Below are 21,251 nucleotides of genomic sequence, written 5' to 3' on the forward strand. Positions count from 1 at the left end.
CCGTGCACCGCATCGCTGCGTTGTTCGGGGCTCACGCAATGCGCGCCCCGGCGCTCGTCAAGACCTGGCTGAACCCGGCCTTACTTTTGTTCCTTGTTGCCGTAGCGCTTTTGCCAGTCTTCGAGAATTGCGTCGCGGTTCTTTGCGGACCATGTGAAGTCGTTCTTCACGAGCAGTTCCGAATAGTTGTCGGGGATACCGGAGAGTTTCTTCGCAACACCAGGGTAGGCAACGATCGCCCACCATTGCGCGGTGATTTCATTGGCCTCCTTGCTGGCCATAAAGTCCGCGAGTTTTTTGGCCGCGTCCGGCTGCCTGGTCGTTTTCATGATGCCGGTGGCTTCCATGTCCCAGCCCAAGCCTTCTTTCGGGAAGATCAGATCGATGGGCGCGCCTTGCGCCTGCAACTCATGCCCGCGGAATTCGAATGAGATGCCAATCGGAAATTCGCCGGTGCCGGCAAGCGTGCAGGGCTTCGAACCCGAGTGCACGTATTGCGCGACGTTCTTGTCCAACGCGTCCATGTACTGCCAGCCCTTGTCCTTGCCGAAGGTTTGCAGCCAGGACGTCACGTCCAGATAGCCGGTACCGGACGACACCGGACTCGGCATCACGATCATGCCTTTGTAAACAGGCTTGGTCAGGTCTTCCCATGACGTGGGCTTAGGCAAATGGCGCTTCTCCGCTTCGACGCGGTTGTAGCAGACCGTCGCGCCCCACACGTCCATGCCGACCCAGTGCGGCGGCGTGTTCGCGTCGCTGTACTTGCGCGTCAGACTGTCGAAGCCCTTCGGTGAGTAAGGCATCAGCATGCCCTGCAGATCGAGCAGCGTCAGGCTGGATGCAGCGAGCCCGAGCACCACGTCGGCACGCGGATTGTTCTTTTCGGCGAGCAGCTTGGCGGTGACCGCGCCGGTCGAATCGCGCACCCAGCGGATTTCGATATCCGGGTTGGCTTTTTCGAACGCGTCTTTATAGGGCTTCATCGCTTCGTCTTCGAGCGCCGTATAGACCAGCAACTGCGTTTTTGCCTGCGCGAACTGAACAGCGCCAAGCGTGACGGTGGCGGCGACCAGACAGCGCAACGCCATATTCAGACGACCTCTACCAGCTTTAAACCACGACTGTTCCTTCATTTCCAGACCCCTTGAGAAAGTGGCGTCGCGGCCAGCGACGAAAACGACCGGTGCTACGGGACGACTGTGTGTTGCAAGCCTCTTAAGCAACTGCTGACGACTGCGGTTGATGATTTGCGATTTGTTGTCTGTTGTTGACAATCTACAAAGCATCAATTTTAATGTCAAGTATTGCCTCACTTTGCCACACAACGCCACATTGCCATTACCCGACTTACCCTAGCCAAGAGGACATGTCATGAGCGAAGCACCGGTTTCCATTGAAGTGAACGGCCGCAGCTACAACTGGATGCGCAGACCCGTCGTCGTGGTCTGCGTGGATGGCTGCGCGTATGAATATCTGGAGATGGCGGCCGCGGCGGGAGTGGCGCCCTTTCTGGCCACGCTGTTGCATCCCGGCACGTCGCTCAAGGGCGAATGCGTGGTGCCGAGCTTCACGAACCCGAACAATCTGTCGATCGTGACCGGCGTGCCGCCCGCTGTGCACGGCATTAGCGGCAACTACTTTTTCGATCGCGACAGCGGCACCGAGGTGCTGATGAACGATCCGAAGTACCTGGTCGCCCCTACCGTGCTCGCCGGTTTCGCCGAACAGGGCGCGCACGTTGCAGTGGTCACGGCAAAGGACAAACTGCGCCGGCTGCTCGGCAAAGGCCTGAAGGGCATCTGCTTCTCGGCGGAGAAAGCCGACGAAGCGACGCTCGAGGAAAACGGCATCGACAACCTGCTCGAACTGGTCGGTCAGCCGGTGCCGAGCGTCTATAGCGCGGAGCTGTCCGAGTTCGTGTTCGCGGCCGGCGTGCGCCTGCTCGAAACTCGCGACATCGACCTGATGTATCTGTCGACGACCGACTACGTGCAACACAAGTGCGCCCCGGGCACGCCTGGCGCCAACGCGTTCTATCAGATGATGGACGGCTATCTGCAGCGGCTCGACGAGTTGGGCGCGATCGTCGCGCTCACCGCCGATCACGGGATGAATGCAAAGCACAACGAAGACGGCGAGCCCAACGTGATCTATCTGCAGGAGTGCTTTGACGAATGGCTCGGCGAGGACGCTGCCCGCGTGATCCTGCCGATCACGGACCCGTACGTCGTGCATCACGGCGCGCTCGGATCGTTCGCAACGGTCTATCTTCCCGCCTCGGCCGATCTCGAAGCAACGCGCCGCCGGCTCGCCGCGGAACCCGGCATCGAACTGGTGCTGACGGGCGCCGAAGGCTGCGCGCGCTTCGAACTTCCGCCCGCGCGCATGGGCGACCTCATCGTGATTTCAACGCAAGACGTGGTGCTCGGCACGCGGCGCATCAAGCACGATCTGTCCGGCCTCGACGTGCCGCTGCGCTCGCATGGCGGCCTTGCTGAACAGATCGTGCCGCTTCTGTTCAATCAGCCGGTCGCGAAATCGGTGGGCGAGCGGGCACGCTTACGCAACTTCGACATCATCGATATCGCACTCAACCATCTTCAATGATCGGGGATCAGACATGAACGCTGTTGCTGAAATCAAGGCTCAATTGCAGGTGCGTCATGAAGCGCTGCGTATCGCCGGCGAAAAAATCTTCCGCGACGAAGTGATCGAAGTGCGCAATCCTTACGACGGCACGCTCGTCGGCACCGTGCCGAAAGCGACGCTCGAGGACGTACGCCGCGCGTTCGAATTCGCGCGCGCGTATCGCCCGACGCTGACCCGCTACGAGCGCGCTGCGATCCTGCGTCGTGCGGCCGATGCCGTGCGTGCACGCACCGAAGAAATCGCCGCTGTCATCACGGCGGAAGCGGGCCTGTGCAAGAAGGATTCGATCTACGAAGCCGGACGCGTCGCGGACGTGCTGGTGTTCGGCGCCGGCGAGGTGCTGAAAGACGACGGCCAGATTTTCTCGTGCGACCTCACGCCTCACGGAAAGAAACGCCGCGTCTACACGCAACGCGATCCGCTGCTGGGCGTGATCTCCGCCATTACGCCGTTCAACCATCCGATGAATCAGGTCGCGCACAAGATCGTGCCGGCGATTGCCACGAACAATCGCATCGTGGTGAAACCTTCGGAGAAAGTGCCGCTGTCATGCTATCTGCTTGCCGACATACTCTATGAGGCAGGCTTGCCGGTGCAGATGCTGCAGGTGTTGACGGGCGACCCGAGCGTGATTGCCGACGAGCTGATCACGAACCCTGCGATCGATCTCATCACGTTCACCGGTGGCGTCTCGATCGGCAAATCGATCGCCTCGCGCATGGGCTACCGGCGCGCCGTGCTCGAACTCGGCGGGAACGACCCGATCATCGTGATGGAGGACGCCGATCTCGACGAAGCCAGTTCGCTCGCGGTGTCCGGCTCGTACAAGAATTCGGGCCAGCGCTGTACCGCCATCAAGCGCATGCTGGTACACGAATCGGTCGCCGACCGCTTCACGGATCTCGTCGTGGACAAGACACGCGCGTGGAAGTACGGCAATCCGGCGGATAGTTCGGTCGATATGGGAACGGTCATCGACGAAGCGGCCGCGCAGTTCTGCGAACGCCAGGTCAACGACGCCTTGTCGCGCGGCGCCCGTCTGCTTGCGGGCAATCTGCGCGACGGCGCGCTTTACTCGCCGACGGTGGTCGACCGTGTCACGCCCGACATGCCGCTCGTCAAGTACGAGACGTTCGGGCCGGTGTCGCCGATCATGCGCTTTGCCAATATCGACGAAGCGATCCGCATGTCGAACTGCACGGACTATGCGTTGTCATCGTCGGTCTGCACGAATCGCTTCGACTACATCACGCGGTTCATTACCGAACTGGAAGTGGGCAGCGTGAATGTGCGCGAAGTGCCGGGGTATCGGCTCGAACTCACGCCGTTCGGCGGCGTGAAGGACTCGGGACTCGGCTACAAGGAAGGGGTGCAGGAAGCCATGAAGAGCTTTACCAATACGAAGACTTACTCGCTGCCGTGGTGAGTGTGATGTGAGGGCGCGGTAAGTGTGAGGTAAGTATGAGAAGCGCTGATGCGCTTCTCATCACGCGCCCGTACTGCCCCGCGGGTCGCCTTGAATCACGCTGGCCGGCTGGAGTCGCCAGAAACTTTCGGTTGCTCGGCCGGTGAGGTTCCCTTCGCTATGACCGCACGATGAATTGCTTCGGTTAGCGAATTGTTGATCTCGATGAGCCGGTGCATCTCATCCTGGATATTCAGAAGCGCCTCGGCGTCCTTGTAGGTCTGTAGCGCCTGCTTGTCTGAAGCCGCGGCCGCAACCTTCTGGCCCACCATGATGACTGACAGCAGCACCAACTGCAAAAAAGTCTGAGCGATCCAGGCGATCAGCGTCGACACTCCACCCTGAACAGCAGATGGCAAGCTGATAAGCGCGATCACCGCGAAGACATAGGCGCACCACATCGTGCCAACCGCGTTGGTGATGACGAGGGCGATCCTACCGTTCAGGCCCAGGTGCTCCTGAGCGGTCAGGTGCGGTCCGGCTTTTTCGCGCTCCTTGAGTCGCTGATTGGGAAGATGTTCGGTTTTCATTATTGGGTCCCCATTGAAGAGTGAGTAATCTGCGGCACTATCAGCGCTTCACCGACTTGGTTTCAATTAACTCGCGCAGCGCATCATCCACCGTCTCCAGCAGCACGAAGCGCAACTGGCTTCGCGCGTCGGCCGGGATGTCTTCCAGGTCCGCCGCGTTGCGCGCGGGCAGCAGTACCGTCCCAATGCCGGCGCGCAACGCGGCAAGCACTTTTTCCTTGATGCCGCCTACTGGCAGGACAATGCCACGCAGGCTGATCTCGCCCGTCACAGCGCAATCGCTGCGCACGGCTTGCCCCATCAACAGCGAAGCGATCGCAATGAACAGGGCTACCCCGGCACTCGGGCCGTCCTTTGGAACCGCGCCGGCCGGCACGTGGACATGAATGTCGCGTTTGTCGAAGCCCGAACAGTCGATATGCAGCGCCTCGCAGCGCGACTTGACTAAGGTCAGCGCGGCCTGGGCGCTTTCCTTCATCACGTCCCCCAACTGGCCGGTCAGCACCAGCCGGCCTCCGCCCGGCGTACTGCTAGCCTCGATGAAAAGCAGCTCGCCGCCAACGGGTGTCCATGCCAGTCCGGTCACCACACCCGGCAAACTGGTGCGCATGGCCACTTCGCGCTCATAGCGGTGATGACCCAATATCGACGGCAAGCGATCGGGCTCGATTCGCTCATGCGTGGCCGGGTCCTCGGCAACGCGTAACGCAACATACCGAAACACTGAGCCAATCTGCCGCTCCAGGCTGCGCACACCTGCTTCGCGCGTGTAGTCGCGGATGATGGACCGCAGAGCCTCGTCGCTCAGCTCGCATTGCGTGGGGGTCAGCCCGCACGCTTCCAACTGGCGTGGAACCAGGAAGCGCCGGGCGATCTGAAACTTCTCGGCCTCGGTGTAACCGGGCAGATCGAGAAACTCGAGGCGGTCCCTTAAAGGTCCGGGAATACCGTCGAGCTGGTTGGCCGTAGCAACGAACACGACGGCAGACAAATCGAACGGCACGCCAATGTAGTTGTCCCGGAACGAGGCATTCTGCTCGGGATCCAGGACCTCGAGCATCGCCGCAGCGGGGTCACCGTGCACGCCATGCCCGAGCTTGTCGAGTTCGTCCAGCAACATGACGCAATTGCGCGCCCCCGCTTTGCGGATCGCCTGGACGATATTGCCGGGCATGGCGCCGATATAGGTGCGCCGATGGCCGCGGATTTCCGATTCATCATGCACGCCGCCCAGACTAACGCGAACAAAGGGCCGCGCCAGTGCTTGAGCGATGCTCTGGCCCAGCGAAGTCTTGCCCACCCCAGGCGGCCCGAGAAAGCAAAGAATGGGTGCCTTACCGTTCGGATTGAGCTTTCTGACGCCAAGATACTCAAGGATGCGGCGCTTGACCTTGTCGAGGCCAAAGTGCGCTTCATCCAGAATCTGCCTCGCCTGAGCGATGTCGATCGATGCTTCCGGCGGAAGTGCCCAAGGCAATTCGGTCAGCCACTCGAGATAGCTCACGCTCATGGAGTATTCGGAGGAAGCGTCCGGCATCCGTTCCAGACGGGCGAGTTCCCTGCGGGCATGAGTTTCGACATCCGGCGGCATATGAGCGGCTTCAATCGCTTCAGCCAGCTTGCGGGCTTCTTCCCGGTTGTCGGCGCTCTCGCCGAGTTCGTGTTGAATGGTGCGGAGTTGCTCGCGCAGCATCATCTCGCGTTGGCGCTGATCAAGCCGGCCGCGCGTCTGCTCGCCGATTTCCTGCGACAAACGAAGGACTTCGATTCGTCCGGCGACGGCGTCGAGCACCTTGTCCAGCCGCTTGCAGAGATCGAGCGTCTCCAGGATGTCCTGCTTGCGCGCCGGCGGGATGTCGATCAGACCCGCTACGGTATCGGCCAGCAATCCGGGCGACTCGATCGCGTCCAATGCCCTCACAAGTTCACCGCCTGCATTGGGCAACAGTCCGATCATTTCCCCGGCGCGTTGCCGTAGAACCAGCACGCGTGCGTCGATCGCGGAGTCACTCGGCGCGGTGTCGGGCAGCAGCGCCACCCGGGCAGCCCGGAACCCGAGGCCGTCCACCGGCGCGATCAGACGAAAGCGCTCCACACCCTGGCATATCAGGTGATGCGCGCCATCGTCCGGACTGGTGACATAGCGCAGCACGTTTGCCACGGTGCCGATCGTGTTGAGGCCATCGAACGGCGGATCCTGCACCTGAGGATCGCGTTGCAGCACGATGCCCAAGGGCTGCTGGCGTTTGACGGCAGCCTGCACGTCGTCCTTGATCTGCCCATGCCCAGCCGTCAGCGGCAACACCATGCCCGGAAACAGCACGGCATTGCGGACCGGAAGCAGGATCAGACTGTCTTGTGGGAGTGCAGGGGTCGGAACCGCGCCCGGGCGTACCGGAGTCGACTCGGAAGCCTCTTTCTCGCTATCCGTACTCATCTTCGTTCCTCGATTCGCCGACGCTCGCCGGACTCAATCCAGCCTCTCGAAGTCCAGCAGCAGGCAACCGTGCTCGGAGTCGCGCCCGGCCAGACGGTAGCGCCCCGCCGGAAGCCGGATATGTCGCTCGAAGCGGCCATAGGGAATTTCCATGCAATGGACCGCCCCCCCGGCGAAGGCCCGAGGCAGTGTCCTCTCAGCGGCAACGACCAGCGTCCCGCCCTCCAGGTCCAGGCTGACCTGATCGGGCGGCACGCCCGGCAGCGCCACCACGATCGCCAGCCGGCCGTCATGCTCGAACACCTCGATGGGCGGCTCCCAGATCGGCACCCGCGCATGCTGACCGGCCAGGCGGAAAAACTGGCGATGCAGTCGCTCGGCGCGCTCTAGCGCATCGACGGCGGCTTCCCACATCATGGTATGGCGGGTGGATGTCACGGCTGGCTCCCTGCCTGTTCTGTCAGCCCAACATTGGCTGTCCATTCATCAAAGGCCAACGGTGCACGCGTGTCAAGTAAGCGGGAGGGGAGTGCACCGCACCAACTAGTCCTGCCAGGTGGCCTCGACGTCTTACTGGACCCATTGATTGTAGTCAGCCTGATCACGCTCGATAGAGGTCGAAATGTCGATGTACTGATCAATACGACCAATAGTTACTATCGGGTTTTGCGCTGTTGTGCGGATGGGGACCGATGTCAGCCCCCAGGGGAGGTTAGCGTTTTACGCTAAGGAAGGAAGAGTTCAATGCCGAGTGGTAGCGGGTCTCCCCTCGAACCGTTTCGAATTGCAAGTGCGGCTTTCTCACTGATCAACTCACGGTGCCGCTCGAACTCCTGCAACAAATCGCTTTTGTGGCCACCCTGCTGCGACAACTCCTTAAGCACTTCCCTGCTCACAATGCAGAAGTGATGGACGCTGTCGACTCTGATGCCGAACTTAACGGCTTCGCCGTCATTTGCGACACTAATCCCTTCAATGTTGTCAGCCATCATCGCCTCCATTGGCAGCTAGCTGTGCAAGAAGCCTAGCACGAAAGATCTAACTGTTACGGACTCTTACGGTAACGCGAACGTGCAGGATATACCTAGTTAAAAATCAGGAAATCCTGACATCAAGCCGCATCCCGGCGTCGCCGTATACCCAGTAAGGCGCCGCCAATTCCTTTGGTGCAACATCGCGTCCACTGAAAGCTTCCCGAAGGAGACAAAGTGAATAAATTCGTCTACACCATCCGGTTCAAGATCATTATCGTCCTCGGTGCCTGCATCGCACTGACGGCCGCGATGGGCGCGATGGCGATCGTTGGGCTGGCAAGACTGAACTCGAACATGAGCGAGACGTACGGGGGTACCGTGGTTCCGCTTGCGCAGATCTCGGAGGTACGCGCGGCGCAACTGAACATCAGGGTCAAGCTCAGGCGCATTCAGGTCGAAAAAACGCCCGCCACAGTCGACAAAATGTTGCCGATTGTTCTGAGCGAGCTCGCAACAATCGGTAAGGACTGGCCGCAATACTATCCCGCAGAAGTATCGAGCCCGACCGAACGTGAGGCCGCCGACCGGGCGGACCGCGCGCTCAAGGAAATAACTGCGCAGACCGGCAATATCATTACGCTTCTGAAAGCCGGGAAATTCGATGCGGCATCGGACCTGATCAGCAACACAGGGGATCTCGCTGACGTATTGAATCTTGCATTGAGCGACGACACGAAAATTAATGTACTCGAGGCGAAGCAGTTTGCCGACGACGGTGAATCGACCTACAGAACGCTGCTCATAGTGACCGTCGCGCTCCTCTGCGCAGGCGTACTGATCGCGGGCGGCATGTCGATCTACCTTGTGCGAGTGATTACGCGGCCACTCAACCGGGCAGTCGACATTGCCAACCGGATCGCCGAGGGCAAGCTTGAAAACCGGATTACCGTCGATATACGCGGTGAATTTGGACTGCTGCTCGACGCGTTGAAAACCATGGACGCTAAACTCAGCGATACCGTTCGCGGTATCAAAGCATCGGCCGAGTCAGTCACAGTCGCTTCACGCGAAATCGCGAGTGGCAATCTCGACCTGTCCGCGCGAACGGAGGAGCAGGCAGCGTCGCTGGAGGAAACGGCAGCCAGCATGACGCAGTTGACTGAGACCGTCAGACAGAACGCGGACAATGCCCGTCAGGCGAACGCACTGGCCTCGGGCGCAACAGACATGGCGCACGCCGGCAATCAGGCGGTGCAGGACATGGTGGCAAGCATTGGCCGGATCAGCGAAAGCTCCAGCAAGATCCGCGATATCACGAGCGTCATCGAGGGGATCGCATTTCAGACCAATATTCTTGCACTGAACGCGGCAGTCGAGGCCGCGCGTGCTGGTGAGCAGGGCCGTGGTTTTGCGGTGGTCGCGAGCGAGGTTCGCAGTCTTGCGCAACGTTCGGCCACCGCTGCACGGGAAATCAAGGAATTGATCAGCACGTCCGTTGCGATGATCCAGGGCGGCTCAAAGCAGGCGGCCGATGTGGGCGTCACCATCGGACAGGTCAAGCAGGCGATCAGGCAGGTCGCCGACATCGTGGGGGAAATCGCCGCCGCTTCGGAGGAACAGAGCCGGGGTATCGAACAGGTCAACCAGGCCGTGACGCAAATGGACGACGTGACCCAGCAGAACGCAGCACTGGTCGAGCAGGCCGCGGCAGCAGCGCAATCCCTCGAGGAGCAGTCTTCGAAGCTGCTGGACGCCATTCTCGTGTTCAGTACGACGGAGACGGAGTCCGCACGATCGCCTGCGCGCGCCGTCGGAAGCAATGCATTGAGCGTCCGTCGCGATCTCGCGATGGCTGCGCGTTGAGCAACCCCATGTACGCGTTTTCCATCGCGATCCACGCACTCCTACAGATGGGCACTTGCCGGTGAATCCGCAGACGTTTGTCCTACAGGCGCGGCTTTGCGCCCGTGCCACAGCACTTCAGGCGCGGATGACCGAAGCGCATGATCAGGCGAAGGGGCTGATCGAGCGCGCCGACGGTTGTCTCGCCGTGCTCGATCACCTGCGACAGAGCACCACCGCCCTGGCAAACATTTCCCCGGGCGCTGACATTAGTCTTTTTATCGCGGAGTTGCGTCGTTCGGAGAACGGTTGGCACGATCAGTTGCAAATGCTGAGGGCGTTACTGACTGAACTCACGGCCCAGACTCACAGCGCCCGCGGCGAGATCAAGTCGCTCGCCGCGCTTGCGCTTGGCACGCAGACTACCTCCGAGACGATCGTCGATGCTGAGCACGCCGTCGAAGCGAGTGAAGCGCACTTTCAGGAGGTCATCGCGCAGTTAGAAGCGACACAGGTGTGGTTCGAACACTTCGATACGCAGATCAATACGATCATGGCCAGTTTGCGAAAATCGCGCTAGCGTCAGCGGTCGGCCGAGAAGCGCGTCTATCGTGCCGCAGTTTGAACACCAGGATAAAAGCCCACAACCAGCACGATGTATGCGAGTGCGGCGAAAATACCGGCCAGGGTGCCGAGCCAGTCCCTGGCGGTCGCGCCACGCGTGAAATGGACCGGAATCCCCACCAGCAGGTACGCGACCGAGAAAACGATCGCAACCATCAAGGGCGGGGACGCGAAGGAAACAACGATTTCGGCAAAGGGTCGCATTCGCAAACCTCATAGAAGTCCGAAACAGCCGCGCTATCGCTGCGGCGTTCCGGTGCCCCGTCACTTTGGGCTATTGCGCGCTGAGAATATCCGCCGAACCACGCGCGATGCTCGGGCAACAGTCAAACCGCTTAACGAAGCTGTTCCACCAGGGCATCCGCGCCCTTGTCGAGGCCGGTCTTCGCAGCGCCCAACGAGCCAAAGGCTGCCGGCAGATTCATGGCATTCGGATACTGCTTCGAAACGTATGCCTTCAGCAGACGGCCGCTAGTGCCGTCAAAGACCTCGACGGAGTAAGTCACCGATCCGCTGAATGCACCCTGCCCCCCGCGGACTGCCTGTACGCCGTTATAGAGATTGCCCGCGAGGTCGAAATGCATGAACTGTCCGACGAGCAACGTCGTTTTTTCGGCACCAGTGAGCGTCAGCTTGATCCGCAGCGTATTCGGGCCGGCCTGGTTCGCAACACTGAACCGCTTCGCGAGTTTCTCGGAAAACGTCTTCCCCATGTAATCGGCTAACGCCGCTTTATCGGCTTCCTTCAGGTCGCCGAACTGGTTGTCGTTGCCCTGATACACGGTGACCGGGTCCAGTATCACCTGCGTGTATTGGGGCCAGGCAACTGAAGTAGCGTACTTGTAGGGAACCTTGCCTGAGTCGTCATCGCGGTTCTGCTTCAACTGCGACGACGACGCGATGCCCGTGTAGGCCACCGGTTGCACGCCGGCACACGCTGTCAGGGTTAGCACCGCGACTCCGGTGAAAAGAAGCGGGACTAGTTTGTTCTTGAACATTTAGGTTTCCTCGAAAGCCAGTTAAGTGCCAGGTGGCGCTCAGTTCAGGCGAGAACTGATCAGGTCGCCACAGTAGCATCGGCAGAATAAGATGTAAACCGTCCAGACGGTCTGTACATTAAAAAACTGAGCGCGTACAATTACGCTTTGTCAGGAGGCCGCCTGCTCCGCGGGCGGTACGTAAGGCCAATCGTCAGCAGTGTGTTGCGGCCGGCGATTTGTCCATCAACAGAAGAGAGGCGCGCCGGCGGTCAGGTGCGCGCTGCAATCGTCGCAACGTCATCAATATCGATAATGGATAACCAGACCCGCTCGGAGATTTCCCGCAAAAAAGCGATTGCCGCCGCTTTCACCATCCTTACCCGAGACGGTGTGGGCGGGCTTACATTCGATTCGCTGTCGCGTGAAAGTGGCATCAGCAAGGGTGGACTGCTTCACCAGTTCCGCACGAAGCACGGAGTACTGTGCGCGTTGCTGGAACAGCATCAGATTCAGTTCGAGCAAATCGGACGCGAATATATCGCGAAGGAAGGCGCGTCAAAGGCGGAGCCAACGCTTGCAGCCCAGATTGCAATGTATCGGGAATCCTCGAATCAGCCACATTCCGTGGCACGGGCCATTCTTGCGGCGCTTGTTGAGAGTCCCGAATTGCTCGAAAGCATCAAGGCGTCTGATACGGCGAAAATGAAGGCGTTGCAGGATGAAGCGCCTGACCTCGACTTGTCATTGTTGCGATACTTTGCGGCTAGCGGTCTCGCGTTTCATTCTTTGATGGGGCTGTCGCAATTGAGCAATTCGGCGCGGAACAGACTATTCGATCGTCTTCTTGACGAAGAGAGTTGGCCGGCGCAGGTTCCACAACCCAAGCCTCGCAAGCGGTCCGCTCGCTAACCGACACTGGCGCGCATGGAGCGCGAGGTTGACTGACTAGCCACGCTGCGCCGAACGCGCCGTTCGAGACACAGCGCGAACCGCGCACCAATCACATTCCATTAGGCGATCGGAGGCGTTTTCACACGCCTCAGTTCCCAGGTCGCCTTGATCCGTTAGGTCGAAAGCACAACACTCCGAACGCATGCGTATTGCCCTGGTTGCAGCGACACTTTTCGCACAACACAAACCGTCTATCCGGTTTACAGATGGTATTTGCAATGCTACGCTGAGGCCTCACCTGAATCGTCAGCTCTGGGACCTCCCGGAAAGACACGGTCGAAGGCAACGGCCAATTGGGCCCAGCCCCATTGAGTTAGCCGATGCCTATTCCCTTACGACCCTCACCCCAAAAGTCAGATTGGGGCGTTTCTGGATCGTGTTTCCACGAGCGGATGCAGAAGATGAACAGAGACAACTTGATCGCATGTCACGAATGTGACTTCCTTCAGCGAGAAACGCCGCTCGTTGAGCGCGGCTCAGCGCAATGTCAACGATGTGGTGCAGCGCTCTACCGATACCGAAACGTGTCGATGTCGCACGACTGGGCACTGGCGTTCACCTTGGCCGCGGCGATCCTCTTCGCTGTCGCCAATCGCTTTCCGATCTTTGAACTCTGGGTCAATGGGGCCTCTGTCGAGACCACTCTTTTCGGCGCCGCTTCCGCGCTTTACGCAGATGGCATGTGGCCCATCGCCGGCCTTGTGTTCGTGACCACGCTTCTGATGCCTTCATTGAACATAGCAGCGGTAATCTATCTTCTCCTGCCGTTGCATACAGGCGGATTTCCCCACAAACCAGAAATCGTTCTTCGTGTGCTGCGGCACGTTGCGCCATGGGCAATGATCGAGGTGCTGATGGTCGGCATGCTGATCGCGCTCGTCAAACTCCAGCACATCGCGACAGTCGTACCCGGAGTGGGTGCGTGGGCGTTCGGCGCCGTGATGGTTCTGCTTGCCGCAGCAACTGTTGCGTTTAACCCCCGCGATCTATGGGCGCGCATCGACACGTTGCGTCGCGACAGCGGCGTGGCACACGCGCAGAATGCAAGCGTCACAGCAGCAACCGCCGCACGCGCTGGTCTGTTCGCCTGCCACGATTGCGGCCTGCTCTCAAAGCCGCTTTTCCCCCATGTCCACGCCGGAATCTGCCCACGTTGTGGCGCAGTGCTGCACTTGCGCAAGCCCAATAGTCTGGTTCGCACGTGGGCGTTCCTGCTTGGCGCCATGATCCTCTACATCCCCGCCGTTCTGCTGCCGGTGATGGTCACCAGCACCTTGTTTGGCACGCGCTCCGACACGATTCTGAGCGGCGTGGTGTTGCTCTGGACCTCTGGGTCGTGGCTGCTGGCAATCATTGTTTTCATCGCAAGCATCGTGGTGCCCGTGCTCAAGATTCTTTCGCTAGCCTATCTCGCGTGGAGTACCCAGTTGCGCTCTCCGCGAATTCCCCATCAACGCACGCGTATTTATCGAGTGATTGAGTTTGTCGGTCGCTGGTCGATGCTCGATATCTACGTGATCACCATCCTTGTCGCGTTCGTGCAATTCGGTTCGCTCGCAACAATTGACGCAGGTCCCGGATCGATTGCCTTCGGCGCGGTAGTTGTGCTGACCATGTTCGCGGCGTTGTCATTCGACCCGCGCCTCATCTGGGACGCAATGGAGTCAGAACGTGAATGAGTTGTCCGGACAGAAAGATGATCAGGATACGTCCGGTTTTCCGAGCGCCGTTGCCGTCAAACATTCGAAGTGGCGCATGCAGCTCGTGTGGCTGGTGCCCATTGTCGCCGTACTGATCGCCGGTTGGCTGGTCGTGAAGTCCGTCATGCAGACAGGCCCGACCATCACGATCAGGTTTTCCACCGGCGAAGGTATTGAGGCCGGCAAGACGAAGATCAAGTTCAAGAACGTCGATGTGGGCGTAATCAGGAACGTTGAACTCTCGGACGATCACAAGACGGTGCTGGCAAGCGCCGAAATGTCCCGCAATGCTTCCAGCATGCTCGTCGACGATACCCGCTTCTGGGTTGTTCGGCCGCGTATATCGGGCGGCACGGTATCGGGCATCGGTACGTTGTTGTCCGGTTCTCACGTCGGAATGGATATCGGTACATCGCAAAAGGCGCGCCGCGATTTCGTCGGACTCGAGTCACCGCCCGTCCTCGCTTCCGGCGCGCCGGGGCGAGAGTTCGTGCTTAAAAGTGAAAACCTCGGGTCGCTCGACGTCGGCTCACCGGTGTTCTTCAGAAGGCTTCAGGTTGGCCAGATCGTCTCCTACGCACTCGATCCAGAAGGTGCGGGGATGATCGTCCACGTCTTTGTCAATGCGCCTTACGACAAGTACGTGACGAACGACACCCGGTTCTGGCATGCAAGCGGCGTCGATGTGACCGTGGACACGACGGGCGTGAAGGTGGACACCGAATCATTGGTATCGATCCTGATTGGTGGCCTTGCATTCGAGAGCCCGCCCGATACAAAGGGTGCAGTTGAAGCCGACGCCTTGCATCAGTACCCGCTCTTTCTCAATCGAACCGAGGCGATGAAGCGGCATGACTCGATCACCGACAAGTACGTGCTGAACTTCAAAGAGTCTGTGCGGGGGCTTACCGTGGGAGCACCCATCGACTTTCGCGGGATCGTCATTGGCGAAGTATCGGCGATCAACACACACTTCGATCCGTCTACGCGGGAATTCAGTATTCCGGTCGAAGTCAACATTTTCCCTGAGCGCCTCATCCCACGCGACGAATGGAAAGACCAGGGTGGTCAAATATCCTCCGCGCGAAAGGAATTTGCGGACTACCTGGTCTCAAAGGGGCTGCGAGCACAACTAAGGACGGCAAGCCTGCTGACAGGACAGCTATACATCGCGATCGATTTCTTCCCCTCCGCACCGAAAGTGACCATGGACTGGAATAAAAAACCGCCACAACTGCCCACCGTGCCGGGCAATCTGCAGGGGCTTCAGGAATCGATCACCGATCTCGTCGCGAAACTGAACCGTATTCCGTTTGAAGGAATAGCCACGGACCTGCGCAAGACATTGGGTGACGCGGACACGCTGTTGAATACGATCAATACGGATATCGCACCTGACGCAAAAACGACGATGGCCGCAGCCCGTGAAGCACTCGCGTCTGTCAATCGTACGATGCAAAGCGATTCGCCCTTACAGCAAAGCACTGCCGACACGATGCGTGAGGTCTCGCGGGCTGCCGCCTCGATTCGTTCGCTTGCGGAATACCTCGAACGTCATCCCGAAGCGCTGATCCGCGGCAAAACCGAGGACAAGCCATGAGCCGACGTTCAGTCTTACCGGTGTCGATGATCGCGCTTGTTCTTGCCGCCGGATGCGCAACGTCGCCGACGCCCGCGTTCTACACATTGAGCGCAGTCCAGCATATTGAACAGCCGCCAGGTGCGAGTCCGATTGCAATCGCAATTGATCTGGTTACGGTTCCCGAACTGGTCGATCGTTCGCAAATAGTTACGAAGCTCGATGCGAATCGCGTCCGTATCGACGAGTTTGCGCGCTGGGCCGATCCGTTGAAGAGTCAGATTCCCCGCGTTCTCGCCGCGGATCTGGCGGAAATCATTCCGGGGGCGATCGTATCGACTTTTCCACAGCGCGCGAACGACAGCGCCTACCGCGTCATGGTTGACGTGCAAAACTTCGATTCATGCGCGGATGGTACGGTGATGCTGGTCGCTATCTGGTCGGTGCGCCCTCCAAACGGAGGAAAGCAGATTGCAGGGCGTTCTGTCGTTCATCAGAATGCCGCCGGGCCAGGTTACGACGGCATGGTCAAAGCACACAGCCGAGCCCTGTTGTCCGTGGCGAAGGATATCGCTGCGGCAACGCAATCGTCTTTGCGGTTATGAAACGCTAGAGGTACGACCGTTCGATTCCCCAACAGCACCCCGTTTGCAGCCTGACAGGAGCGCTAACAACATCTAACGGTACTGCCGGCAGTCCGCGCTGCCGAGCGGCGCCTCCAGCGCCATTTCCCAAGGCTTATGCAGGCCGGGCGGCCGGTTCCACGCGCGCCTCGCAAGTACCAACAACGGATAACTCGACTCCTCTCGCTCCCCGGACAAAGATGACGGTACGGCAAAGTCACTTGCCAACGCCAAGGAGAGTGAAATGAGTCAGCACGAAACCGGAAAGCGGGTCGCGGTACTCGTCTGCGTTGCGGAGCCGCTTTTGCAAGTCGGCGTTCGCGCGGCCCTTGCGGCTGAGCCGGACATGGAGGTCATCGATGCAGACCACGTCCTGGTCGATCAAAGTATCGACGTCGTGGTCGCGGACAGCTCGACAGCAACCAGATTTGTGCAGGACGGCCTGCGCCTCGATCTGCCCGGACGCCTTCAACTCGCCCGTATCCTGGTGATCTCCGCCCAGGCCCGCGAGCACGCAGTGCGATGCGCACTGGAGCAGGGCATTCACGGTTTTGTGCTGACCAGGTCTCCGGTATGCGATCTCCTCGCGGGCGTCCGGGCGCTTTCGCGCGGCGGCAACTACCTTTGCCCAGCGGTGGCGCGGCTTTTGACCCAGATTTCCCAGCGTGACATGTTGACAAGCCGTGAAGACGAGGTTCTTCGGCTACTGACCATGGGCCTGTGCAACAAATCAATCGCACGCGACCTGGAGATCGCGGTCGGGACCGTGAAGACCCACGTCAAGTCGATCATGTCCAAGCTGGACGCCAGTTGCCGAACCGAGGCGGCGCGCATCGCAACGGAGCGCGGACTCATCGAGATGCCGGACACCGCGTCGGGGCGAGTGAAACCGCCCTCCTACACGACGGCGTGGCTGCGCCCTGCTTTGCCCCAGGCGAGCTACGCCTGATCCCACATTCGCGGGCCAACGTCAAAGCAGCCTTTATGTCGTAAAGACGAAAATTTTGTCAGGAGACTTGACCAAGAAAACTGCGCGCCAGCGAGAGATCCAGGGACGTTTCGTCACCGGCGTCCTCGACGAGCGGGCGAAGCAGGCGCTGGGCGTCAGCGTTCCGGCCGGCGCCAATCAGGTGCTGAGCAAGTGCAACTGCCGCCCGAACCTGAGCCGACTTCACCCCTTGTGAACGTGCAAGTTCGATCGCTGCGAGGTAGCTTTTCTCCGACTGCTCCGGCTGACCCGCAGCCGCACAGCAGTATCCTCGCGCAAACAGGAGATCCGGCATGCGAAGGAAATCGCCACAACGCCGAATGAGTGCCTCGACCTCATCACACGTTTCCAGCGCAGCAGCGTGCAACGACATGTCGGAAAGCCCGATAGCCATCGTGGCCAGCGAGACGCTGGTCACCATCTCATATCGGCACTCGTGGAGTATTTCGACCGAGCTTCGAATGAGTTCGACGCCTTCAGCCGGGTGTCCTCCGGCAATCAGCAATTGTCCACGCTCCATATTTGCCGAGGTGGAATACGGCGTAAGCGAGTGTTGCCTCGCAACCTGTTCTATCGTCTCGACGATTTCCTGCTGACGCGCGAGATTTCGGGCGTGGGAATGCACTGAACCGGCCCAGATGAGTGCGATGCAATAGGTTACCGCGTGGCCTGATTCACGCGCCTTTGCAATGGTCTCGTCGGCGACGGCGATTGCCTTGGCGTAATGCCCAGTGAACCACAAACTGCGTGCCCGGCCACACAACGCGCGGAGGTGGAAGTCGAAGCCGAGCTTGGACCTCGTACTGGACGATGCCACTGAGCTTCGGGCGAGCGAACGCTCGAAATAATGCATGGCCTCTTCGACATTGCCGACGAGATGCAGCGCCACGCCCGTGAGAGAATCGACAATGGCTTGCGACTCCGTGTCGTTCACCTCGAGCAAAAGCGAGCGTGTTTTCCGGGCAATCGAAAGTGCATCGGTATAGCGCCCATGCCGATGCAACAGAACCGCATAGCCGTTGAGCAGGTGCAGCGTGCTTCGGAAATCGCCCAACTGTTCGGCTACCTCGATGCTTCGGCGATACGCCGTTTCGGCTTCATCGCCACCTTTCGAAAACATCAGCGATTGGCCAAGTGAGCCCTGCAGTCGCATTTCAAAGTACGAGCCGGCAAATTCCGCCGGCATCTGCGAGAGAGCGGTTTGCGCCCAACGAGAGCACTCAGCCACGTTCGACAGCTGGAGCAGCAGAGGGCACAGCGCGGCCGCAAGCCTGACAGCGTCTGAAGTATGCTCATTGTTGCGGAAATACCATTCGAGCGCTGCGCGCAGGTTGGCTAACTCCAACGCTACGACGTCGAGCGCCTCCTTGCCCAGGTTCACGGACGCATACTGCTGCACCCAGGCACCGAAGTGATCTGCAAAGCGCCGCGAGACGGATGCTTCTTCGCCGGAGTCACATAGCTTCTTCCAGCAGTAGGACTTCGTTGTATCCAGCATTCCATACCGAAGCGTCGCTTCCCCTGCATCGACCGTGACCAGCGATTTCGACACGAGACACGCGATCAGTTCGATAGCAAGCGACTTTTCATAGTCGAAGCAGCAGACCTCGACGGCTGCGTCGAGCGAAAAGCGTCCCGCGAAAACCGAGAGCCTTTGCAGAATATGCTTCTCGTCGTCTGAAAGGAGGTTGAAGCTCCAGTCGAGCGTTGCACGTAGTGTCTGGTGACGCGGAACGACGGTGCGCCTTCCGTGCCACATCAGCCTCACACTTGCATCGAAGTGCGACGTGATTGCCTTGAGGCCCAAAGCCTCGATACGGCCGGCTGCCAATTCGATGGCAAGCGCGATGCCGTCCAACTGCCGGCAAAGCTGCGAAGCCAATGAAGCATCGCTATCCTTGAGTTCAAAGCCCGAAAGACTGGCGGCAGCGCGATCCACGAACAACCTGACCGCCGGGAATGCAAGCGCTGCTTCGGCGGTCGTTCCTTCGCCTTCATGGGGAAAAGCCAACGGCTGCAACCGATAGACAAACTCACCCTCGGCACGCAAGGGCTCGCGGCTGGTGGCGAGAATGTGGACCTTCGGGCAGGTACGGACCAGCACCTCGGCAAGCTCCGCTGCCGCAGCGATGACATGCTCGCAGCAATCCAGAACGATGAGCGTATTGCGCTCGGCCAGATGAGTTGCCAGCGCCGACAGGTCGTCCAGGCGATTCTGAAGTCCAACTACGCCTGCTACGGATGAGCGCACAAGTCCGGCGTCCGAGGCTACCGACAGATCGACAAAGTGCACGTCACCGTTGAATTGTCCCGCTGCCGAATTGGTGGACGCTATGGCTACGGTGGTTTTGCCAATGCCGCCTGGGCCGACGATCGAGACAAGGCGCCGTTGCTGAAGGCTCGCGACGAGCACCTCGACCTCCTCATCGCGTCCGACTATGGGCGTTGCCGGAGCCGGCAGAGACTTGACCGCGCCGGCAGAAGTCGGATTGGCGGCTCTGTCGAGCTCATGGCGTTCGACGATGGCAACGAACGTGTAGCCCTTGCTGGCTGTATTGACGATATAGCGGCTGCCGCCTTCCCCTTCCCCAAGCGCCTTGCGGATGGCAACGATGTGAAAGCGCAGGCTTCCCTCCTCCACGACCACGTTGGGCCAGACCCGGGAAAGCAGGTCCTTCTTGCTGACCGCAAACCCGGCGGATTCGACAAGTGCGATCAGTATGTCGAGAGCCCGTCCGCCGAGCCGGACCGGCAAACCATCGCGCTCCAGGAGGCGCTCCGAGGGGGACAAAGTGAACGGGCCAAAGGAGGCTCGCCATGCGGTGCCCTGTTCTGCTTTCTTTTGCATTGCAGCAAGTCCTCTATCCCCGGGCCCGATCCCCAAGGTTTGTTCGCGTTTTGATGACTAACTTCGTCCCTCTTCCACGAATCCCAAGTACGCGTTCCCCGCCAGGTCGAATCTTATGCGCAAGGTCTTCAGGCCGCAGATGATATTGCGCTTCATCGCGTTTATGTAAAAGCTCGCAAAAAGTGGATAAACGCTCTATGCCCGGCAAGCAAAATCCGGATAACAATAATGCCCTCGCCGTCGATGAAGGCGATTCGGGCGCGCATACAGATCTTATCTACTTCCATATAGTCAGTAGACGAAATAGCGAAGATGGTGGGATACGGACGGATATTGCGCAGCTACGCCATCGGGATATCCCCGTATTGGCGACGGTATGGCGCGTTTAGCGTACGAAAACTCATGCCTCGCTGCCAGAGCGAGATGTCCGTTTGCCAGGCGCTACAAGGATATCGAGGTTTGCTGTGCGGATTTTGTGGCCGACGCACAGTGCCTTCGAAATAGCCGGTGAGGCTGGAAAGATCGTATGAGGAGCTGCGTGATCTGCCCGTCGAGATCTTTGCGGGCAGCCCGGCAGTGCAAGGTCGCAACCGGCCGTAAGACTAGCTACCGGCAATTCTGACGTCAGGTTCCGTCTCTCCTGGACGCGTCACTAAAACAATGAGCCGGACGATTTTTTCGTCGAAAAATGAAAAGATAAAATTCAGTATCAACGGGGACGGCAATCCCGTTTTATCGAAATCGCCGCCCACTTCCGCCGAAAGAATGAGATCGCCAAAATGCAATCGTGCCTCGATCACGTCCATGCAGAAGCGTTCTCCGGCAATCTCGCGGCGTATCCAATCAGCGATCGCGTCCTTTCCCCAGAAATCGCGTAACTGGTCATTCACATGCGCATCCTGGGCGAAGAGGTCGATCAGACGATCAGCGTCGAAGTCGTTGACTGCATCCACAAAAGAAATGCCGATATCACCGGCAATTTCTCGCCAGGCCTTTGAACGTTTGTTCAATTGGACCATGATTTACCCCACTGCTTGCAGTTCCATCAAGATTCAAGA

Annotated in this window: 18 protein-coding genes; 9 read left to right on the plus strand and 9 right to left on the minus strand. The window is 59.4% G+C overall.

Features of this window, described 5'->3' with window-relative positions; genetic code table 11:
* Positions 1-80 precede the first annotated feature (80 nt).
* Positions 81-1,091 (minus strand): putative 2-aminoethylphosphonate ABC transporter substrate-binding protein, encoded by a 1,011-nt coding sequence (locus R8871_RS11780; RefSeq protein WP_246287553.1) that lies wholly within the window; start codon positions 1,089-1,091, stop codon positions 81-83.
* Between the two features lie 283 nt (positions 1,092-1,374).
* Here R8871_RS11780 and phnA point away from each other — a divergent pair, with 283 nt between their 5' ends.
* Together phnA and phnY are read left to right on the plus strand one after the other, a co-directional pair.
* Positions 1,375-2,610 carry a phosphonoacetate hydrolase gene (gene phnA, locus R8871_RS11785; protein ID WP_175050597.1) on the plus strand — a complete coding sequence of 412 codons (1,236 nt, stop codon included), beginning with the start codon at positions 1,375-1,377 and terminating at the stop codon, positions 2,608-2,610.
* 13 nt (positions 2,611-2,623) lie between these two features.
* Positions 2,624-4,078 carry a phosphonoacetaldehyde dehydrogenase gene (gene phnY, locus R8871_RS11790; RefSeq protein ID WP_175050598.1) on the plus strand — a complete coding sequence of 485 codons (1,455 nt, stop codon included), beginning with the start codon at positions 2,624-2,626 and terminating at the stop codon, positions 4,076-4,078.
* Positions 4,079-4,173: 95 nt separating this feature from the next.
* Here the strand turns inward: phnY and R8871_RS11795 are convergent, their stop codons facing one another.
* The 4 genes from R8871_RS11795 to R8871_RS11810 form a co-directional block, all read right to left on the minus strand.
* Positions 4,174-4,647, minus strand: coding sequence for a hypothetical protein (locus R8871_RS11795; protein WP_175050599.1), 474 nt, complete (start codon positions 4,645-4,647; stop codon positions 4,174-4,176).
* 40 nt (positions 4,648-4,687) lie between these two features.
* Positions 4,688-7,084 (minus strand): endopeptidase La, encoded by a 2,397-nt coding sequence (gene lon, locus R8871_RS11800; protein ID WP_175050600.1) that lies wholly within the window; start codon positions 7,082-7,084, stop codon positions 4,688-4,690.
* A 33-nt stretch (positions 7,085-7,117) separates the two neighbouring features.
* Positions 7,118-7,522, minus strand: a complete 405-nt coding sequence (locus R8871_RS11805) for an Hsp20/alpha crystallin family protein (protein ID WP_246287534.1) — start codon at positions 7,520-7,522, stop codon at positions 7,118-7,120.
* Positions 7,523-7,809: 287 nt separating this feature from the next.
* Positions 7,810-8,073 (minus strand): DUF1488 family protein, encoded by a 264-nt coding sequence (locus tag R8871_RS11810; protein WP_175050601.1) that lies wholly within the window; start codon positions 8,071-8,073, stop codon positions 7,810-7,812.
* A 219-nt stretch (positions 8,074-8,292) separates the two neighbouring features.
* Between R8871_RS11810 and R8871_RS11815 the strand changes: the two genes are divergently transcribed.
* Positions 8,293-9,921, plus strand: coding sequence for a methyl-accepting chemotaxis protein (locus tag R8871_RS11815; protein ID WP_175050602.1), 1,629 nt, complete (start codon positions 8,293-8,295; stop codon positions 9,919-9,921).
* A 127-nt stretch (positions 9,922-10,048) separates the two neighbouring features.
* Positions 10,049-10,480, plus strand: coding sequence for a hypothetical protein (locus R8871_RS11820; RefSeq protein WP_175050603.1), 432 nt, complete (start codon positions 10,049-10,051; stop codon positions 10,478-10,480).
* A 26-nt stretch (positions 10,481-10,506) separates the two neighbouring features.
* Here R8871_RS11820 and R8871_RS11825 read toward each other — a convergent pair whose 3' ends face one another.
* Both R8871_RS11825 and R8871_RS11830 read right to left on the minus strand, forming a co-directional pair.
* Positions 10,507-10,728, minus strand: a complete 222-nt coding sequence (locus tag R8871_RS11825) for a hypothetical protein (RefSeq protein WP_175050604.1) — start codon at positions 10,726-10,728, stop codon at positions 10,507-10,509.
* A gap of 131 nt (positions 10,729-10,859) precedes the next feature.
* Positions 10,860-11,522, minus strand: a complete 663-nt coding sequence (locus R8871_RS11830) for a DUF3313 domain-containing protein (protein WP_175050605.1) — start codon at positions 11,520-11,522, stop codon at positions 10,860-10,862.
* Between the two features lie 294 nt (positions 11,523-11,816).
* On the opposite strand from R8871_RS11830, the gene R8871_RS11835 reads away from it, so the two are divergent.
* The 5 genes from R8871_RS11835 (at position 11,817) to R8871_RS11855 (ending at position 17,306) form a co-directional block, all read left to right on the plus strand.
* A complete protein-coding gene (locus R8871_RS11835; RefSeq protein WP_175050606.1) occupies positions 11,817-12,413 on the plus strand; it encodes a TetR/AcrR family transcriptional regulator in 597 nt (198 codons plus the stop codon).
* A 443-nt stretch (positions 12,414-12,856) separates the two neighbouring features.
* Complete coding sequence (locus tag R8871_RS11840; protein WP_175050607.1) at positions 12,857-14,134, plus strand: paraquat-inducible protein A; 1,278 nt, start codon at positions 12,857-12,859, stop codon at positions 14,132-14,134.
* Positions 14,135-14,210: 76 nt separating this feature from the next.
* Entirely contained in the window at positions 14,211-15,755 is a 1,545-nt protein-coding gene (locus R8871_RS11845) for a PqiB family protein (RefSeq protein WP_175050608.1), read from the plus strand.
* The gene (locus R8871_RS11850; RefSeq protein WP_246287535.1) at positions 15,752-16,339 is read left to right on the plus strand and encodes a PqiC family protein; all 588 of its coding nucleotides are present in this window, start codon (positions 15,752-15,754) and stop codon (positions 16,337-16,339) included. Before R8871_RS11845 ends, R8871_RS11850 begins: the two co-directional genes overlap by 4 nt.
* Positions 16,340-16,601: 262 nt before the next feature.
* On the plus strand, positions 16,602-17,306 hold the full coding sequence (locus R8871_RS11855) for a LuxR C-terminal-related transcriptional regulator (RefSeq protein WP_175050609.1): 705 nt from the start codon (positions 16,602-16,604) through the stop codon (positions 17,304-17,306).
* A gap of 58 nt (positions 17,307-17,364) precedes the next feature.
* On the opposite strand, the gene R8871_RS11860 is transcribed toward R8871_RS11855, so the two are convergent.
* Together R8871_RS11860 and R8871_RS11865 are read right to left on the minus strand one after the other, a co-directional pair.
* A complete protein-coding gene (locus tag R8871_RS11860) occupies positions 17,365-20,193 on the minus strand; it encodes an ATP-binding protein (RefSeq protein ID WP_175050610.1) in 2,829 nt (942 codons plus the stop codon).
* Positions 20,194-20,795: 602 nt separating this feature from the next.
* Entirely contained in the window at positions 20,796-21,212 is a 417-nt protein-coding gene (locus tag R8871_RS11865) for a nuclear transport factor 2 family protein (RefSeq protein WP_175050611.1), read from the minus strand.
* Positions 21,213-21,251: the final 39 nt, after the last annotated feature.

This window comes from Paraburkholderia sediminicola (assembly GCF_902859805.1).
In the GTDB taxonomy this organism is placed as follows: domain Bacteria; phylum Pseudomonadota; class Gammaproteobacteria; order Burkholderiales; family Burkholderiaceae; genus Paraburkholderia; species Paraburkholderia sediminicola.

What these genes read in the sequence shown, in the direction of transcription:
- R8871_RS11780 (WP_246287553.1), bottom strand. Translation starts at nt 1,091, where the DNA reads ATGGCGTTGCGCTGTCTGGTCGCCGCCACCGTCACGCTTGGCGCTGTT.
- phnA (WP_175050597.1), top strand. Translation starts at nt 1,375, where the DNA reads ATGAGCGAAGCACCGGTTTCCATTGAAGTGAACGGCCGCAGCTACAAC.
- phnY (WP_175050598.1), top strand. Translation starts at nt 2,624, where the DNA reads ATGAACGCTGTTGCTGAAATCAAGGCTCAATTGCAGGTGCGTCATGAA.
- R8871_RS11795 (WP_175050599.1), bottom strand. Translation starts at nt 4,647, where the DNA reads ATGAAAACCGAACATCTTCCCAATCAGCGACTCAAGGAGCGCGAAAAA.
- lon (WP_175050600.1), bottom strand. Translation starts at nt 7,084, where the DNA reads ATGAGTACGGATAGCGAGAAAGAGGCTTCCGAGTCGACTCCGGTACGC.
- R8871_RS11810 (WP_175050601.1), bottom strand. Translation starts at nt 8,073, where the DNA reads ATGGCTGACAACATTGAAGGGATTAGTGTCGCAAATGACGGCGAAGCC.
- R8871_RS11820 (WP_175050603.1), top strand. Translation starts at nt 10,049, where the DNA reads ATGACCGAAGCGCATGATCAGGCGAAGGGGCTGATCGAGCGCGCCGAC.
- R8871_RS11825 (WP_175050604.1), bottom strand. Translation starts at nt 10,728, where the DNA reads ATGCGACCCTTTGCCGAAATCGTTGTTTCCTTCGCGTCCCCGCCCTTG.
- R8871_RS11830 (WP_175050605.1), bottom strand. Translation starts at nt 11,522, where the DNA reads ATGTTCAAGAACAAACTAGTCCCGCTTCTTTTCACCGGAGTCGCGGTG.
- R8871_RS11835 (WP_175050606.1), top strand. Translation starts at nt 11,817, where the DNA reads ATGGATAACCAGACCCGCTCGGAGATTTCCCGCAAAAAAGCGATTGCC.
- R8871_RS11840 (WP_175050607.1), top strand. Translation starts at nt 12,857, where the DNA reads ATGAACAGAGACAACTTGATCGCATGTCACGAATGTGACTTCCTTCAG.
- R8871_RS11845 (WP_175050608.1), top strand. Translation starts at nt 14,211, where the DNA reads ATGCAGCTCGTGTGGCTGGTGCCCATTGTCGCCGTACTGATCGCCGGT.
- R8871_RS11850 (WP_246287535.1), top strand. Translation starts at nt 15,752, where the DNA reads ATGAGCCGACGTTCAGTCTTACCGGTGTCGATGATCGCGCTTGTTCTT.
- R8871_RS11855 (WP_175050609.1), top strand. Translation starts at nt 16,602, where the DNA reads ATGAGTCAGCACGAAACCGGAAAGCGGGTCGCGGTACTCGTCTGCGTT.
- R8871_RS11860 (WP_175050610.1), bottom strand. Translation starts at nt 20,193, where the DNA reads ATGCAAAAGAAAGCAGAACAGGGCACCGCATGGCGAGCCTCCTTTGGC.
- R8871_RS11865 (WP_175050611.1), bottom strand. Translation starts at nt 21,212, where the DNA reads ATGGTCCAATTGAACAAACGTTCAAAGGCCTGGCGAGAAATTGCCGGT.